Genomic DNA, 16,783 nt, shown 5'->3' on the forward strand with positions numbered 1-16,783 from the left:
ATCAATCCCTTCGTGTCAATTCACTCCACTAACATGATCGAAATAAAACGATTTAATTCAAAAGACACTGATTTTAATTCCAATCTTGATAAACTTCTGGCGTTTGAGAATGCTCAGGACGACACGGTCGACTTAACCGCATCGAAGATTCTTGCAGATATTAAGCAGCGCAAAGATGTCGCTTTGATCGAATATACCAATCGGTTTGACAGATTGTCGGCAACTTCTGGTAAAGATCTTGAACTCACGCAGGATCATTTGCGGCGATCACTCATCACATTGCCATCAACCCAGCGAACTGCATTGGAAAAGGCAGCCGAACGGGTCCGCAGTTACCATGAGAGGCAGTTGATGAATTCATGGCAATATATCGACTCGGAAGGCACGTTATTAGGCCAAAAAATAACGCCACTGGATCGTGTTGGACTTTATGTTCCCGGTGGAAAGGCTTCCTACCCTTCTTCGGTTTTGATGAATGCAATTCCAGCCAAAGTCGCCGGCGTAAAAGAATTGATCATGGTCGTTCCGACACCGAATGGCGAAAGAAACGACATGGTTTTGGCAGCCGCCGCCATCAGTCAGGTGGATCGCGTTTTTACTATCGGTGGAGCTCAAGCTGTTGGCGCATTGGCTTATGGTACTGAAACCGTTCCGCCCGTGGATAAAATTGTCGGCCCAGGCAATGCCTATGTCGCGGCTGCAAAACGCAGAGTGTTCGGCATCGTCGGTATCGATATGGTGGCCGGACCGTCTGAAATTTTGATCATTTGCGATGGTCAAACCCATCCGGATTGGATTGCTATGGATTTGTTTTCCCAGGCTGAGCATGACGAACTAGCTCAATCTATTTTGTTATCACCCGATGCTGAATTTCTTGACCGAGTGACGCTTAGCCTGAATCGCCTGTTAGCAGAAATGTCACGCAAGGACGTCATTCGTGCTTCGTTGGAAAATCGTGGTGCTTTGATTCAGGTCAAGGATTTGGACGAAGCTTGTGCAATCGCCAACCGAATCGCACCAGAGCATCTAGAATTATCTCTTGAGCAACCGGAAAAATGGATTGATAAAATCCGCCATGCCGGCGCCATTTTCATGGGTCGCAATGCCTGTGAAGCACTAGGAGATTATTGCGCCGGCCCCAATCATGTATTGCCAACATCACGAACAGCACGATTCTCATCTCCATTGGGTGTGTATGATTTCCAAAAACGCAGCAGCTTGATCCAGGTCTCGCAGCAGGGCGCAGCCAAACTGGGAGAAATTGCATCGGTGCTTGCGACTGGGGAAGGATTGCAAGCACACGCTTTATCGGCAGAATACCGTTATAAAAATCGATAGTAGTGCGATTTCACTGCGATTGTTTCGATACTTGCGGGGTTTATAAATGCCAGTTATTACTTCACGTGACCACCCGCTAGTAAAACAACTGATCAAGCTGGAGGGATCGGCACAATATCGCAAGAAAACTGGCCTGACGCTACTTGACGGCATCAACCTCATTCAAATTTACTGCTCGATATTGGGTAAACCGGAAAATCTGATTGTCAGCGAATCGTATTATGAAGATGCTGATAATAAACATTTCATAGACATAATCTTTGGACACAAACCTCCTAAAATAACCATCATTAGCAACTCGTTGTTTCGTGCAATATCTCCGGTAAAGACACCTATCGGCATACTCGCGCTTATTTCAATTCCCGCATTGAAGGAACAAGCTTATAGCAGAAAAGTAGTTTTCAGCGTGCTGCTGGAGGCAATCCAGGACCCCGGAAATCTTGGCTCGATATTGCGTTCGGCAGCCGCCGCCGGTGTCAACAATATCTATCTTTCAAAACATTGCACTGACGCCTGGTCCCCGAAAACATTACGGGCTGGCATGGGCGCTCATTTTTTTTTGCATATCCATGAAAATAGTGATCTAAAACATATTGCACAGCAATTCAAAGGAACTGTAATTGCTACATCCATACAGGCATCAAAGAATCTTTTTGAAATTTCATTAGTTGGACCCACAGCTTTCATATTTGGTAATGAAGGCGCAGGATTATCTAAGGAAATGATACAAGCCGCAGATGAAAATATCGTAATTCCCATGCCTGGTAAAACCGAGTCACTGAACGCCGCAGCTGCAGCCGCTATTTGTTTTTTTGAGAAAGTACGCCAAGAAAGAGACTCAATACTATCTTCCAATATTGGAACTAAATAATGCAGAGGTGTATCATACTGCACCTAACAACACACTCGTTTGGAGTATTATGAAAATTACATGCTTATCCCTCGTCATCCTGCTTGGATGCTCGTTATTCAATCCTGTCAATGTCATGGCGTCCCATCATGAACCGCAGAATCAGCAGGAATCCAAAGCAAAAATGCTGGATGATGAAGGAATTGTTGTCAACACTATGGATGCTGCTGGTTACACCTATATGGAATTGGAAAATAGTGGACATAAGTTCTGGATTGCTGCCCCCACAACCAAGGTTAATATAGGTGATCATATCCGTTACTCTGGAAGTATGGTCATGTCCAACTTTACCAGCAAAACATTGAATCGCACATTCAGTACAATCGTTTTTGTTACTTCTACGCAGGTTAAAAAATAACCTTTCAAGTCACATCAGTAAAACCAATCAGTAATTTATTCTTGAGACTTTTGAGCTCATCACGAAATTGCGCTGCCTGCTCGAATTCAAGGTTTTTAGCAGCATTGAGCATTTTCTTTTCGACGCGTTGTATCTCCTTGGCCAGTTGAGCTTCACTCATGGCATCATAACGAGCCTGTACTTGCGCTGCTTTGAGATTCTGCTGTGCGGATTCATAGTTATAAACACCGTCGATCAGGTCTTTAATTCGTTTCTGTACCGATCGCGGTGTAATGTGATTTTGCACATTAAATTCCAATTGCTTCTCGCGTCGACGATTGGTCTCATCAATCGCTGCACGCATGGATCGGGTAATGGTTGCGGCATAAAGAATAGCCGTGCCGTTGATATGACGAGCAGCGCGGCCGATGGTTTGAATCAGTGATCTTTCCGAGCGCAGGAAACCTTCCTTGTCGGCATCCAGTATCGCGACCAGTGAAACTTCCGGGATATCCAACCCTTCGCGCAACAAGTTAATCCCGACCAACACGTCAAATTGCCCCAAGCGCAAATCGCGGATAATTTCAACACGCTCTACCGTATCGATATCTGAATGCAAATACCGCACCTTAATTTGATGCTCGGAAAAATAATCCGTTAAATCTTCCGCCATGCGCTTTGTGAGAGTAGTAACCAACACACGCTCATTCTTGGCTGTGCGTAAATGAACCTCGGACATTAAATCATCAACTTGAGTCGCTACCGGTCGCACCTCAATCGTGGGATCAATCAATCCCGTAGGCCGCACTACTTGCTCTACAGTCTGCCCGCTGTGTTGATGCTCATAATTCGCAGGTGTTGCCGATACAAACACAGTCTGCGGCATTCTTTTTTCAAATTCTTCAAAGCGCAAGGGACGATTATCCAAGGCAGACGGCAGGCGAAAGCCATAACTCACCAGATTTTCCTTACGCGAACGATCGCCTTTATACATTCCTCCGATCTGCGGCACCGTAACATGGCTCTCGTCAATAATCATCAAAGCGGTGGAAGGCAAGTAATCCAGTAAAGTCGGAGGCGGTTCTCCGGGCTTTTTGCCGGAAAGATGGCGTGAATAATTTTCAATGCCTTTGCAGAAACCCAATTCATTGAGCATTTCGAGATCAAACCGGGTACGCTGCTCAAGACGCTGCGCCTCAACCAAGCGGTGCTCCTGGTAATAATATTCCAGCCGTTCGCGCAACTCATCTTTGATGGTTTCCATTGCACGCAATGTAGTGCTGCGCGGCGTTACATAATGACTGGAAGGATAAACAGTAAATCGCGATAATTTTTGTAATATACGACCGGTCAACGGGTCAAATAGTGACAGGCTATCCACTTCATCGTCGAACAATGACACTCTTAACGCAGCTTCCGAACTTTCCGCCGGAAAAATATCCACCACATCACCTCGAACTCGAAATACCCCGCGCTTGAATTCCAATTCATTACGTTCGTATTGCATCTCAGTCAGACGTTTTATAATATCGCGCTGGGAAATTTTCTCACCGTTTCGCAAATGCAAAATCATGCCATGATAGTCCACCGGATCACCGATACCGTAAATACATGACACAGTAGCCACGATAATTGCATCATCGCGCTCCAATAGGGATTTGGTCGCAGACAAGCGCATTTGTTCGATATGTTCATTGATGCTGGAATCTTTTTCGATAAACAGATCCCGCGCGGGCACATACGCTTCGGGCTGGTAATAATCGTAATAAGAAACAAAGTACTCGATGGCGTTCTCGGGAAAAAATTCGCGCATCTCAGCATAAAGTTGTGCCGCAAGTGTTTTGTTTGGCGCGATTAAAATTGCCGGACGCCCCAAATGAGCAATCATGTTGGCAATCGTATAAGTTTTCCCCGATCCGGTAACACCCAATAATGTTTGAAACGCAAGGCCATCATTTATCCCTTCAATTAGTTGCTTAATTGCCGCAGGTTGATCTCCTGCAGGTGCAAATGCCTGATGTAATTTGAACGGACTATTGGGGAAGGTTGCGATCACAGGTATAATTCCAACTGAACATTTTATGTGTTTGTATCATTCTAACATGCCGGTCTATCTATTTTAGTGCGAGGATTTTCTGTGGAACTCTCTAGTCGCGTTCAAGCTATAAAACCATCCCCTACCCTTGCTGTTACCGCGCGCGCCGCCAAGCTCAAATCTGAGGGCAAAGATATTATAGGACTGGGTGCAGGTGAACCTGACTTTGATACTCCTCAGCATATCAAGGATGCTGCAATCGCTGCAATTAATAAAGGCCAGACAAAATATACTGCGGTCGGCGGAACTCCCAGTTTAAAAAATGCCATTGTGGCAAAGTTTAAACGAGAGAATAATTTTGATTTTGACACCAAACAGATTTTGGTTTCGTGTGGAGGCAAACAAAGTTTTTTTAATCTGGTTTTGTCCGTAATCAATCCCGGTGATGAGGTGATTATCCCGGCACCTTATTGGGTTTCCTATCCAGACATTGTGTTAATCGCTGAAGGTAAACCAGTATTTATCGATACCGGTATCGAACAGAATTTCAAGATTTCTGCGCAGCAGTTGGAAGCTGTCATCACGCCAAAAACTAAAATGTTTGTCATCAACAGCCCCAGTAACCCATCGGGAGCTGTTTATACCTTGGATGAACTCAAAGCACTGGGTGAAGTTTTACGTAAACACCCCAAAATTCTCATTGCCACCGATGACATGTACGAACACATATTGCTTTCTGGACAACGATTTATGAATATCGTCAATGCTTGCCCGGAATTGTTGCCTCAGACCATTGTTCTTAATGGTGTTTCCAAGGCTTATTCAATGACAGGATGGCGAATCGGTTATTGCGGAGGCCCTGCACACATCATTTCAGCAATGGAAAATATTCAATCACAAAGCACATCGAACCCCAGTTCCATCTCGCAAGCAGCTGCAGAAGCGGCATTAAATGGCGATCAATCCTGCATCAACCCCATGGTCGCAGCTTTCAAAGAACGTAACACCTATATGACTGAACAATTGAATCAGATGAATGGTGTGCATTGTTTATCATCGCAAGGCGCATTCTATGCATTTGCAGATGCTCGTTTATCAATCCACACGCTATATAAAAGAAACCTGATAAGCGCACAAAATGATATCGCGTATAGCGAATATCTACTGGAGAAATCAGGAGTCGCTGTGGTTCCAGGTTCCGCATTTGGGTGTGAAGGCTATATGCGACTATCCTTTGCAACCTCAATGGAAAATCTAAGGCAAGCATTAAGTCGCATGAAAAATCTGCTGGACTAAATTCATTATTCCTGCAGATTTTTGATTATTATTTTAATGAAGCGCGGCCATTGCTGCTTTCTTAGTTTTTCCAGCCCGAGAAGGTATATTACATAAACCGCACACGTGATTGGAGTGAATTTCGAGGGAATGCACCACATACTTGCCATGACACCTCACACAGGGCGCTATGCACAACACGCCACTGACAACAAAGCGCACTAAAGTCCAGGCACGCGTTAAGCTTAATACTTTCTCTAACTGGTTAACCTTAACGTGCTCATTGTAGAGCTTGTAACTTTTAATTAAAGCATCAATACCTTCAATACCGGTATTTGCGGTCACATAATTGTATATATTAATGAACAACGAAGAGTGCATATTCGGTTGCCAGCTCATAAACCAATCTTCCGAATAGGGCAGCATTCCTTTGGGGGGCGAAACTCCTCTAATTTCTTTATATAGCTTTACTAATCTTTCTCGACTCAGATCTGTATTCATTTCGAGCACCTGTAATCGGGCCCCTAATTGAATCAATTCAGTTGCCAGTTGAATTTGCTTGGCTTCGGTGATAATGCTTCGATTGCGCATGAGGTTAGCCTTTTTTATATATTTACTTCTATGCCACAGTTTCTGCAGGTATTCCTGCCATCAAAATAGCTGCGTGCGACTTAGCGACGGATTGTTCACGATTATCGTTGGATAGCATTTCGGCAATCAAACGATCATCAAAACGGAAACGACAAAGTAACAAATTTGATGCAGCCATTTTAATTAATTGTGCAGAGGTTAATTTATCCAGAATATCAGCAAGATCCTGGTTGATGCCTAATCGATACATGGCAGATACCTTATCGTCATGCAACATTTGCTTCGCAAGCAATAAATAGCTCAAATTAATATCTCTGATTTCATCCAACATTTGATCTGTATGCATTTTAAATTACCCCCTAAATGAAATAAAATTTAATTCAAAAACATCTGTTCGTGTAGATGATATTTTCAATTATGACGTGAAGGAAGTAAATGAAAGATAGGCTTAAACGAGGTTAGGTAAACTTCTTATCGCAATGTAAGAATATTACCTACACCACTCGAGCCATATTTAATTGAATCTGGTAGATTTATTATTAATCTGGGCAACTAAGTCAGCATGATAGCTACTTGTGACTTGATAAAAGAAACAAATATCGTGCACGGTAATCGTGTAAAAGATGATAATGAATTCAAGCAAATCTTCAGTCCCAATTCCCATAATAACTGGTCATCAGGTCAAAAATAATAGTTGCTTCGTTCATTTATTTCTGACCGCTGAACGATCAATAGAATTCATAATATCATGAATCCAAAGAGTATCAATCTTAAGAATATCGACGGAAAAATACTTTAAATCAGCAATTTTAAACAGTTAGAAATACATTTATTTTTCTAAGGTCTTGAGTACTCTAACCACTGGTAATTCAATTGGATCAATGTTTTATGAAGTTGAACCCAAAAACAAATCCGGAACCATTTCCTTGCGTTGCAGTAGGCTCCGTTCCACTACGCGCACTTTATTGAACAGAATGGTCAATTGTGAATAGAATTGTTCGCTAGCCATCAATTGTTTCCACTCATCGCCATCCGGATCATCTTCATCCAGATTGCGCCAAAAAAGATTGCCGAAGCTATTAAATGAAATGGGATGTCCTGCGACCAAAGCAGCTTTAATTTTTTGGTCAATCCAACGTTGTCGTCTCTCGATTAAGCCCTCTACTCCATCACACACAACAACAGATAGATAATCATATAAATCTGTAATTCTACGTATGCTTTCAAGTTCAGAACACTTTTTTTTGTTGATGACATTGGCCATCAATTCTTGCAAAGCTATAGTAGAAACTTTAAGACTTACACCCGTTTGTAATACGTATATTTTATCAAGGCACATAAATCATTAAAAATATATAAAACAGCCGTAGCTAATGAACACTTCGATTGAGAATCGAAGCTAAGGTTCATTCTTGCTGTAATTACTGCGATACACCTTATATTATTCGTAGCGTATAAACTCTTCAGCAAATGCTTCTGAACCATGTCGATCAATCAGTGATTCAATTTCAGCAAGCAAATTATCATCTTCGTCCTCATCCAAAACACCAGAGCCCACCAGGCTTGCGGTTAATCCTGAAACCATCGCGTCCCTGACCATATCCAGGGTCGGTGGATTTTCCAGATCCATGTCACTAACCAATGCTTCAATGACACGCGACAAGGGCTCGCTGGCGACTCTCTGAATAAAATCAATCGCAGCGGCCGTTTCCCCATATTCTTCAATCAATGCATTTAATTCATCGACCAAGGATTCATTAATATCAAAATGATGAAGCTGTTCTGTTTCAGTAAATGCCTCCGTCAATAAACCGGTTACAAAATCACGGGCCATGCCCAGTGTAACATCCTGCTCAGGTTTTGATCGATTTAAGCAATTTTCAAATAATGCAGATAAATTGGGGCTGACACGGGTTGCAACATCAATCGGATTTCGTATCATAAAAAGCTCCTGGCTAATAATTTATTATTAATACAATACATCATCAATCCATTAGTGATGTATCGATTCAGCAAGACAAGCAACCACTTCTTCGTCACTCACTTGTGGGAAATTCAAATAATACTGACCAACTGCATTGAAACCCGGTGGCGATGACAAGCACACGACCCGATTCGCCTTTCCGTGCATTTTTGTGAGCATTAGGCGGTGCCATGGGCACAGCACAAACCAACGGGGTTGGGCCACGATAATCAGAAAGCACTCCTGCCAATTTGTTAGCTGCAGCAATACGATCAGAAGAAATCATGACTTACTCCTTAGCATGATGACAGCATGGTACGTTTAGCCAACGAATCCAATTCTTTCAGTGAACGAGATTTCAACACAGTGTTAATTTCCAGCCAACCGCACCTAGTTTGATCGATCAGCGCGAAGAATGGCAAAATCGCAGTGCTGGGCATCGTAAAATTGTCGCCCCTTTCCAACATATAAGCAATTTTCTTAGAGATCTCAGCAATGACAGCATTGTGTTTCGCATACAACTCAGTTTTTGCACTTTTTTTGTATCTCATTTTCAGAAATTGATTTATCTAAAAAATGCCAAACTAAAATATATTATTCAAAATAATACCACAGCTTACTCGTTGCGCCGGCCGTTCGAGATTCTTTCAACCATTTTGAGCAAATGGAGAAATTGATTAATAGATTGAATAAAAAATGTATTCTATATGTGTAGGAAGCTACCAATGCTAAACGCAGCGATAATTTTTGCTTGATAACAAGCAAGGCTGAAGCTTGACAAATTCATCAAAGCGATCAAGATGTATGTAGTAGTGCTGACATTGTTATAAATGCTTTTATCCGGATAAATGGACAGTGTTTATAATTTTGAGTGAATCTGTTGTTGCAAAGGAGATTGATCATGAGTACCCGAGTCAAACACCCGGATTGCTATAAAATCGCTCGACATGACGACATTAATCAGGAACAAAACATGATTGTTAGAGAATAATAGGCAAGCTAACGAAACTAACAGCTCTCCTTAAACATAGCACAATGTTCTACAACGGCCATTGGCATTGAATAGAAAACCGTAAACGCGACTTGGGTCACATTAATCAATCCACAGCTGTTTTATTCAAATAACAAGAAAGGAGCATAATATGACTATCGGTGAAATTTGTAATCGTGAAGTAATTGTAATTCAGCGGAATGAAACTATACAGGAAGCTGCAAAACTGATGCGTCAGTTTCATGTAGGCGCTGTCATCGTGATCGACAAACCCAATGGCCGCGCGATCCCTGTAGGGATAGTCACGGATCGTGATTTGATTGTCGAAGTTATGGCTACTGAATTGGACGAAACGGTCATTACGGTTGGCGACATCATGTCACCGGATATATTTACCGTGAAAGAGAGTGCCGAAACACTTGAAGCGATTGAATTAATGCGTCGCAAAACTAGCCGTCGCTTGCCGGTCGTTGATGATGCCGGAGAATTGGTTGGCATTTTAACTCTGGATGATGCCCTACAATGGTTATCCGAAGCACTGCTTGATCTCGCCAAACTGGTCAGATACGAGCAGAAAAAAGAAGTTCGTCATCGTCCGTAATGATGTTGATTCAAGGTAATCGGAAAACTGTATCGCTGACCGATTACCTTGAGTAAGATTGAGAAGTCTCACTTGAACTCCTGTAACAGCGGCAAATATTCTAATGGAATACCAGCGGAATTTGCGCATGCTTTACAAGCAACGCACCGTCTGATCTCGCCGACATTACCGCCAGCCTGCTTGATGCTGAATTAATGAGAAACAAAAGTTACTAGAACGATTGATACGGATGAGCGCCTGCAAAAATGCTGCAAATTCTGACACGCCACATAGAAGTTTTGCGACAATTATCTGTGTGTAACCGCTTGACTTAAGTAGAGTGATTTTCATAACAATGGAAAACGTGATTGACAATGTTTCACTGCAGAAGTATTACACCAATCCTTTGTCTCATAGCATCTCCCGGTAAAACAAGGCAGATTCAACAACTAATTGTGACATAGCCAAAAATAATTCAATTCAGACCAGAAAATTCTGAATTCAACCCAATATCCAAAAAAAAACCTGCTCGATACGCTGCTGCGCGGTGAATTATTCAGTGCTTCCATAACTTCTAAAAAACTGTTGCTTAAAATTTCTGTCAGAGTATAGTTAACTGAAGCAAGGTTATGTTGCATTTTCATATTACTGAAATATATCTTTGCTATCCTGGATTCTAACACTTTATACAAGGAGTGGCGCCAGATGAAACAATTCTCAATTGCAACCGATCTTAATATCGATTTTCCGCTAAACCAACGAAAAAATTGCAACCCATTTTTTGAAGCAGGTCAGTTAAGGCGTGCAAAAATGCATGCATCACGCTTCATTGAAGCATTAGATATCAAGAGACTACTGACACCTTCCATGTATCAATTATTGGAAGCAAGCCTGATACTGGAATCAACAAACACGCGAGTTCTCGCTTTCTATTTAAAAAGAACTCCGGCCAATATCCGTAAAGAATTCGAGAAAATCTGCGCCACGTTAGGAAGATACGAGGAGTTCTCAAAAGATTTTTATAAACAACCCCCTCCTTAATTATGCAATCTGCCTGATCAACAATTCAATCGTCAAGCAGTTAACTATCAAATATGACTGATATTTCTTCGAAAGCAGTAAAATTCTTAACAGAAAATTTACTGCTTCACCGAAAGCACTACTAAAACAGTTATTGCTCTGGAAATTCGAAAAATCTATTTCATTACAAATACTTCATAAACCAGTGAGTAGCATGCTGTGCAGCCTGCTCTAAAGTGTCAGGTTCTTCAAACAAATGCGTCGCTCCCGGAATCAAAACCAGATCTTTTACGCATCTCATTAAAGCATAAGCCTGCTCGTTCAATTCAATTACACCGTAATCCTCACTGCCAACGATGAGCAATACCGACGCGGTCACTTGGCTTAAGGCAATCTCACCTGCCAAATCCGGACGTCCGCCACGCGATACCACGGCAGCAATAACCGATCCCATTCTTGCCGCAGCTTGTAATGCAGCGGCTGCGCCTGTACTGGCTCCAAAATAACCGATTTTCAGCATCTGGGTTTCCGGATTAGCCTGGATCCATGCGGTAGCAGCGAGCAAGCGACATGTCAGAAAATCAATATTGAAACGCATCGCATAATCTTGATCTTCTGCATCTGTCAATAAATCGAACAACATCGTGCCGACACCCTTTTGCTGCAACTCTCTGGCAACATAAGTATTGCGCGGACTGAAACGGCTGCTGCCACTGCCATGCGCGAATAATACGATGCTCCGCGTCGAAGCTGGCAACACCAGTTCACCGTTCAGCTCAACGGTGCCGACTGTAATTTTTACCATGGTCATGCTATCGCTCTAATTCTGACCGGAATACGTTGTCTGCCGAATTGCCCAGCACATTGATCATAACGACCTGCAATTGCCGCATTACAATTTGTGCAACGTCCATCCGCAGTTAAGTGATATTGCTTAATTTCATACCAATCGCGCACGGTGGCTGCACTTCCGCAGGATGGACAAAAAGTGGTATCGCCCTCGATATAGTGCACATTACCGGTATATACATAGTTTAAACCGGCATTCAATGCAATATTGCGCGCCCTGATTACAGTTTCAGCCGGCGTTTGCGGTATATCGTTCAGTTTGTAATCAGGATGAAAGGCACTGAAGTGCAGCGGCACATCGGCCCCCAATTCTTTGATGATCCACTCGCTCATCGCGCTGATTTCCTGATTTGAGTCATTTAAACCAGGTATCAGCAATGTCGTCAATTCAAGCCATACATCAGTTTCATGTCTCAGATATTTTAAGGTATCTAACACCGGTTGCAGATGCGATCCAGTTTGCTTGATATAGAATTCTTCGGTAAATGCCTTAAGATCAACATTAGCGGCATCCATTTTGGCAAAAAAATCCCGGCGCGGTTCGGCATGGATATACCCCGCCGTCACTGCGACTGTCTTGATACCCGCAGCGTTACAAGCATCTGCCACATCCATCGCATATTCCGCAAAAATCACCGGATCGTTGTATGTAAATGCAACGCTTTTGCAACCATATTGTTTCGCACACTGCGCGATAGCCTCCGGACTGGCCTGGTCTAGCAATTTATCAAAGCTGCGGGATTTGGAAATATCCCAATTCTGACAGAACTTGCAGGCAAGATTACATCCTGCCGTGCCAAAAGATAAAATGCTGCTACCCGGAAAAAACTGATTTAATGGTTTTTTTTCAATGGGATCCACACAAAAACCGGATGAGCGCCCATATGTCGTCAGTACCATGGCCGCACCAACGCGCCCACGAACAAAACACGCTCCACGTTGTCCATCATGCAGTTTGCAATCACGCGGACATAAATCACACTGAATTCGGCCATCGTCAAGCAAATGCCAATATTTAGCCGGATGTTGTTGAGAGGTGCTAATCGGTTCATCCATGTGTGAGCTCCTTAAAATTATCCTTTTCGCGCCATTTACTGACAGTATATCGAGATAGCTTAATCTCTTCAGACCAGAAATCTTCGGCTAACCGTGCTTTCGATTTTAACTTAGCCAGAAATTGTTGGGGTTGAGGAAGGCTCTCCCATACTTGAGGCAGAAATGTACTGCGATGCGGCCCACATTCGAGCACAATGCCGTCAATATTCGGACGCAATTGTGACAGTACATCGACTTCGCTGTTAAAACCCAGCGGTTGCAATTGAGAGAGCAACGACACTTCGACTTCTATCGTATCGAGCTCTTCTTCCGCCAACGGTACGAAGCGTTGATCACGCAACGCAGCCAGGACGGCATTATTACTGACATCTTCAAGCAGCGGATCACATGCTTGCAGAGAACCGACACAGCCCCTTAGCTCACCATATTGGATTAAAGTAACAAAGGTTGCTCCCGGTTTGTTAAGCCAAGACATATTTTCTTCCACCTCTGCCGCTGTGCAGGATACATGCAAAGCTTGTGCAATGGCCGTCCGTGCAATTTGCAGCAGAATCTTTCCCTGTTGAGCATTCTCCAGTAACATGATCAAACCTTCCTTGAATTAAATGCAATGGCCGCATAACCCACCACTTGATCTCTAGATCCCGCAGTATCGCCAGAATTCCTCAGATCCAGCAAATGCGCCGTCAGGTGGTGCTTCTGAGCTGCGATGATCAAGCCGTTAATAACTCTGCTCCCACAGGCATGATCTTGTACTATCGGTTGTTGCAGTTGCAATATCGATTGCACTGTTTGCTCGTCGATACGTTGTGCAGTTGCATAGGGTAAATAATGCGACAAGTCCGAGCTGATCACGATCAACGTTTCGTCACCGCCCCACAGATAATCCAATACTTCAGCAACTTCTTCGGCTGAAGCCATGCCAACCGCCAATGGCAGCAGGGTAAAGTCACCTAATACACTTTGTAGAAACGGAAGCTGTACTTCCAAAGAATGTTCCAATGTATGCGCTGCTTCGCTTACGCCCACTTGCGGTAAGTGGGCGATTGCGTTAACTAAATGTGCATCCACTTTTACGTTGCCCAGCGGTGTAGAGAAACTATCCACGCCTGGTAAAGCCAAGCCATGTATGGCTACCCGATGCACTGGCCCTAGCAATACCACACGCTGAATGTTTGCTGCGAGCGCACGTAAGGTGACATAAGCCGTTGCCGCGATAGCACCTGAATATTGATATCCGGCGTGTGGAACAATTAACGCTTTTGGATTGAAGTCCTGTTGATTCGCTTTTTCAAGCAAAGATTGCACGTCCTGCCTTAATTGCTGTACATCAGCTGAATAAAACAAACCGGCGACTGCAGGGGAACGAATAGTTGTCATAATGCATTCTCTTGTTGATTCACGCTATCATTATCAGACAGGGAATCAAGCAATAAATTGCAGCTATCTAACTAACTGACACACAATTTCTTTATTGAATTCACTATTGTTTCAATAAACTTGGTTCCATATTGTCAAAAACAAAATGTAACCTTAGCAAGTGTTGCAACTTCAAGACTTAACAATAATAAACCTGACTACCAACCATCCCGATAAATAGTCATAAGTTTGATCGCATTTTCGGCTAGCTGGTCAATACTATGGCGGCCAAGTCTCAAATCTTTCAGATCCGCCTGACGATTTGGCAAAATTTCTCTCGATTTAAAATCAAATTGAATCAAGGGTGTGACATGATGAGAATTTAAATATATCTTTCCAGTTTTATCGGTATTAGAAAACGGGTCATGAATATCGACAATCACATAAATTAAATCTTGAAGCTGTTCTTTGGTGAGTGAAATCGTATAGGTATCAAAGAAATGATCAGGAACAGGGGAAGAATTAAAAGCAAATGTTTCCAATCCCAGAACAGCGCCAATCGCTTGCGCTAATCCACCACCTAAAGAATGCCCTGCCACGGTAATTTTTGCGCCAGGGTGCCGATTGACCACATCTTGAGCAAATCTAAATGCATCTTTAAATTGATCACTCACGGTACCCGTGCCTATGGCAGCATCTGCAATGGCATCGCGCGCAGTATCTTCCAATTCCTTAAACGAGCAAGGAAAGCTGCAGGTTTCCGTGCCACGAAATACCAGTGCTAACTCACTGGTATCACGGTTCATGAACACGCCTGCATCCATTCCCGAGCTTTTTCCATTGGATTCAATCAATTCCCAGGAGCCTACCGCAACATTATCAAAATCATAGATCGCATCAGCGAGTTGCGCATAAGGAATAGACCGTACCAGTAAGTCAACCGCACGCCGTTCATTTGGAAACAACATGCCATAGGGTTTCCAAGTGACATTGGGCACATACTCGGGATTGTTATACAGCGCGACTGAATTCAGCTCAAATACTGAAACTGCATCTACGGTCGCATCATCGCCATCTGTCACCCAGTTTAAACTGACAGCATATCGCTCAGTTCCATAAAGCTTGGGAACATTAACCTTAGGTAAGGTCAGCACACCGTTTAGAAGGGAGAAAGTTGGGCTATGCGACTCGGAATCATCGTCAAACTCAGTGCTTAACAATATAAATCGGTTCGGATTATCCGCACCCTGCCACTGCAACAACGCTTTATATAATTGATCGCCAGATGAATCGGTCACGATGATTTTTTGTAAACATACTAACCCGTTGGATTCAATAAACGTAACCGGGGCTGTCAAATTGACGCATTCATCCGGTAATGCGTTGACTGCGGACACTGCAAGGATCAGTCCAGCAGCGCTGATCAGTCTGACTAAATTGAGATACCACTTTTTCATTAATTGACTCATGGGTTGGTTAAATCATAAACCCTAACAGGATAACCCTTATTCAGAATATATGTGGACTTAAGTATTATATTTCAGCCCTCTCTAACAGAGACCCTCCGGATTCCCCGCTCACATTAACCCACAAGTGCGGCAAACCCAGTGTATTTAACCACTCAGCTCCAGCTTCCCCTTTCAACATACCAATGGTTGATGCACTGCCAGCAACGACACAGAATTCACCCAGCACGCTGACCGCCGCCATATAATGTACCGGCCAACCGGTTTTAGGATTGAGCACATGGCCGTAACGAATACCGTTCAGTGTGATACAACGCTCATAATCCCCACTACTCGCCAATGCTCCTGTATGCAATAACAGTGTTTGCAATACCCCATCCGGATTTCGAGGATGACGGATGGCAACACGCCAAGGGCTGCCGTCCTGATGCGGACCAATTACTCTAATATCGCCCCCCAGATTAATCAGTCCATGGTGTATGCCAGCATCCCAGCATAATGAAGCAGCGCGATCGACGGCATATTCCTTGACGACACCGCCAAAATCAATTTCCATTTCCGCAGCAGTGAACTGCAGAACTGGACGCTGCCAGCTAATTCTATGCCAACCGATTTTATTCAAAAGAGCTCTAATTGCTTCCGGAGCAGGTATATTTCCTGACTTGAAGTTCCAGGCGCGACGCAGAATTCCGGAAGTAATATCAAACAAACCATCGCTTTGCTGATAACAAGTGTCCGCATAATCAAGTAATCCGGCAGTTTCATCATCCACACGGATATGCCCACCTTGCGCTGCAATGCGGTTTATTTCGGACAGAAAACTGTCTGCCCGATAACGAGAGTACTTTGCTTCAAGGCGATGCACATCATTCATAGCCAATTTGGCTGTACGCGCGGCCTTCATTTTGTGACTGGCATAAAGCTGAATCGCGCAAGGCGAGCCCATTGCGCTGAAAGCAAAATGATAGTACTTTAACTGCGCCATCACAAATTACTCGCCCAATAAAACATAG

Annotated in this window: 19 protein-coding genes; 6 read left to right on the forward strand and 13 right to left on the reverse strand. The window is 43.4% G+C overall.

Translation table 11 applies throughout. The features are described 5' to 3' along the window. Positions 1–33 precede the first annotated feature (33 nt). From hisD to C7H79_RS04450, 3 genes are read left to right on the forward strand one after another with little or no spacing between them, the layout of a single operon-like run. On the forward strand, positions 34–1,338 hold the full coding sequence (gene hisD, locus C7H79_RS04440) for a histidinol dehydrogenase (RefSeq protein WP_374057999.1): 1,305 nt from the start codon (positions 34–36) through the stop codon (positions 1,336–1,338). A gap of 46 nt (positions 1,339–1,384) precedes the next feature. Further along, positions 1,385–2,209: a TrmH family RNA methyltransferase gene (locus tag C7H79_RS04445; protein WP_106706094.1), complete on the forward strand. Its 825-nt coding sequence runs from the start codon at positions 1,385–1,387 to the stop codon at positions 2,207–2,209. A gap of 49 nt (positions 2,210–2,258) precedes the next feature. Then, on the forward strand, positions 2,259–2,606 hold the full coding sequence (locus C7H79_RS04450) for a hypothetical protein (RefSeq protein WP_106706095.1): 348 nt from the start codon (positions 2,259–2,261) through the stop codon (positions 2,604–2,606). Between the two features lie 4 nt (positions 2,607–2,610). Here the strand turns inward: C7H79_RS04450 and uvrB are convergent, their stop codons facing one another. Further along, positions 2,611–4,641, reverse strand: coding sequence for an excinuclease ABC subunit UvrB (gene uvrB / locus C7H79_RS04455; protein ID WP_106706096.1), 2,031 nt, complete (start codon positions 4,639–4,641; stop codon positions 2,611–2,613). A gap of 81 nt (positions 4,642–4,722) precedes the next feature. Here uvrB and C7H79_RS04460 point away from each other — a divergent pair, with 81 nt between their 5' ends. Continuing rightward, positions 4,723–5,916: a pyridoxal phosphate-dependent aminotransferase gene (locus C7H79_RS04460; RefSeq protein WP_106706097.1), complete on the forward strand. Its 1,194-nt coding sequence runs from the start codon at positions 4,723–4,725 to the stop codon at positions 5,914–5,916. 33 nt (positions 5,917–5,949) lie between these two features. Here C7H79_RS04460 and flhC read toward each other — a convergent pair whose 3' ends face one another. From flhC to C7H79_RS04490, 6 genes are all read right to left on the reverse strand, one after another. Continuing rightward, the gene (gene flhC / locus C7H79_RS04465; RefSeq protein WP_106706098.1) at positions 5,950–6,486 is read right to left on the reverse strand and encodes a flagellar transcriptional regulator FlhC; all 537 of its coding nucleotides are present in this window, start codon (positions 6,484–6,486) and stop codon (positions 5,950–5,952) included. Between the two features lie 28 nt (positions 6,487–6,514). Beyond that, entirely contained in the window at positions 6,515–6,832 is a 318-nt protein-coding gene (flhD, locus tag C7H79_RS04470; protein ID WP_106706099.1) for a flagellar transcriptional regulator FlhD, read from the reverse strand. Positions 6,833–7,372: 540 nt separating this feature from the next. Then, positions 7,373–7,750, reverse strand: a complete 378-nt coding sequence (locus tag C7H79_RS04475; protein ID WP_242447146.1) for a hypothetical protein — start codon at positions 7,748–7,750, stop codon at positions 7,373–7,375. A gap of 177 nt (positions 7,751–7,927) precedes the next feature. Further along, positions 7,928–8,428, reverse strand: a complete 501-nt coding sequence (locus C7H79_RS04480) for a hypothetical protein (protein WP_106706101.1) — start codon at positions 8,426–8,428, stop codon at positions 7,928–7,930. Positions 8,429–8,522: 94 nt separating this feature from the next. Continuing rightward, positions 8,523–8,735 (reverse strand): SUI1 family translation initiation factor, encoded by a 213-nt coding sequence (locus C7H79_RS04485; RefSeq protein ID WP_106706102.1) that lies wholly within the window; start codon positions 8,733–8,735, stop codon positions 8,523–8,525. A gap of 10 nt (positions 8,736–8,745) precedes the next feature. Then, complete coding sequence (locus tag C7H79_RS04490) at positions 8,746–9,000, reverse strand: hypothetical protein (RefSeq protein WP_106706103.1); 255 nt, start codon at positions 8,998–9,000, stop codon at positions 8,746–8,748. A gap of 591 nt (positions 9,001–9,591) precedes the next feature. Here C7H79_RS04490 and C7H79_RS04495 point away from each other — a divergent pair. Both C7H79_RS04495 and C7H79_RS04505 read left to right on the forward strand, forming a co-directional pair. Next, positions 9,592–10,041, forward strand: coding sequence for a CBS domain-containing protein (locus C7H79_RS04495; RefSeq protein WP_106706104.1), 450 nt, complete (start codon positions 9,592–9,594; stop codon positions 10,039–10,041). A 684-nt stretch (positions 10,042–10,725) separates the two neighbouring features. Further along, on the forward strand, positions 10,726–11,061 hold the full coding sequence (locus C7H79_RS04505) for a hypothetical protein (RefSeq protein ID WP_106706106.1): 336 nt from the start codon (positions 10,726–10,728) through the stop codon (positions 11,059–11,061). A 163-nt stretch (positions 11,062–11,224) separates the two neighbouring features. Here C7H79_RS04505 and C7H79_RS04510 read toward each other — a convergent pair whose 3' ends face one another. The 6 genes from C7H79_RS04510 to C7H79_RS04535 all read right to left on the reverse strand — a co-directional run bounded on the left by C7H79_RS04510 (position 11,225) and on the right by C7H79_RS04535 (position 16,755). Further along, on the reverse strand, positions 11,225–11,851 hold the full coding sequence (locus tag C7H79_RS04510; RefSeq protein ID WP_106706107.1) for a dienelactone hydrolase family protein: 627 nt from the start codon (positions 11,849–11,851) through the stop codon (positions 11,225–11,227). Then, entirely contained in the window at positions 11,848–12,945 is a 1,098-nt protein-coding gene (gene amrS, locus C7H79_RS04515; protein WP_106706108.1) for an AmmeMemoRadiSam system radical SAM enzyme, read from the reverse strand. The genes C7H79_RS04510 and amrS overlap by 4 nt, the downstream gene beginning before the upstream one ends. After that, a complete protein-coding gene (amrA, locus tag C7H79_RS04520) occupies positions 12,938–13,528 on the reverse strand; it encodes an AmmeMemoRadiSam system protein A (RefSeq protein WP_106706109.1) in 591 nt (196 codons plus the stop codon). The genes amrS and amrA overlap by 8 nt, the downstream gene beginning before the upstream one ends. A 2-nt stretch (positions 13,529–13,530) precedes the next feature. Then, positions 13,531–14,325 (reverse strand): AmmeMemoRadiSam system protein B, encoded by a 795-nt coding sequence (gene amrB, locus C7H79_RS04525; RefSeq protein WP_106706110.1) that lies wholly within the window; start codon positions 14,323–14,325, stop codon positions 13,531–13,533. A gap of 197 nt (positions 14,326–14,522) precedes the next feature. After that, on the reverse strand, positions 14,523–15,761 hold the full coding sequence (locus tag C7H79_RS04530; RefSeq protein WP_106706111.1) for a Tle-like phospholipase domain-containing protein: 1,239 nt from the start codon (positions 15,759–15,761) through the stop codon (positions 14,523–14,525). A gap of 76 nt (positions 15,762–15,837) precedes the next feature. Further along, complete coding sequence (locus C7H79_RS04535; RefSeq protein WP_106706143.1) at positions 15,838–16,755, reverse strand: FAD:protein FMN transferase; 918 nt, start codon at positions 16,753–16,755, stop codon at positions 15,838–15,840. Positions 16,756–16,783 lie beyond the last annotated feature (28 nt).

The sequence above is a fragment of the Nitrosomonas supralitoralis genome (assembly GCF_003011925.2).
Taxonomy (GTDB): domain Bacteria; phylum Pseudomonadota; class Gammaproteobacteria; order Burkholderiales; family Nitrosomonadaceae; genus Nitrosomonas; species Nitrosomonas supralitoralis.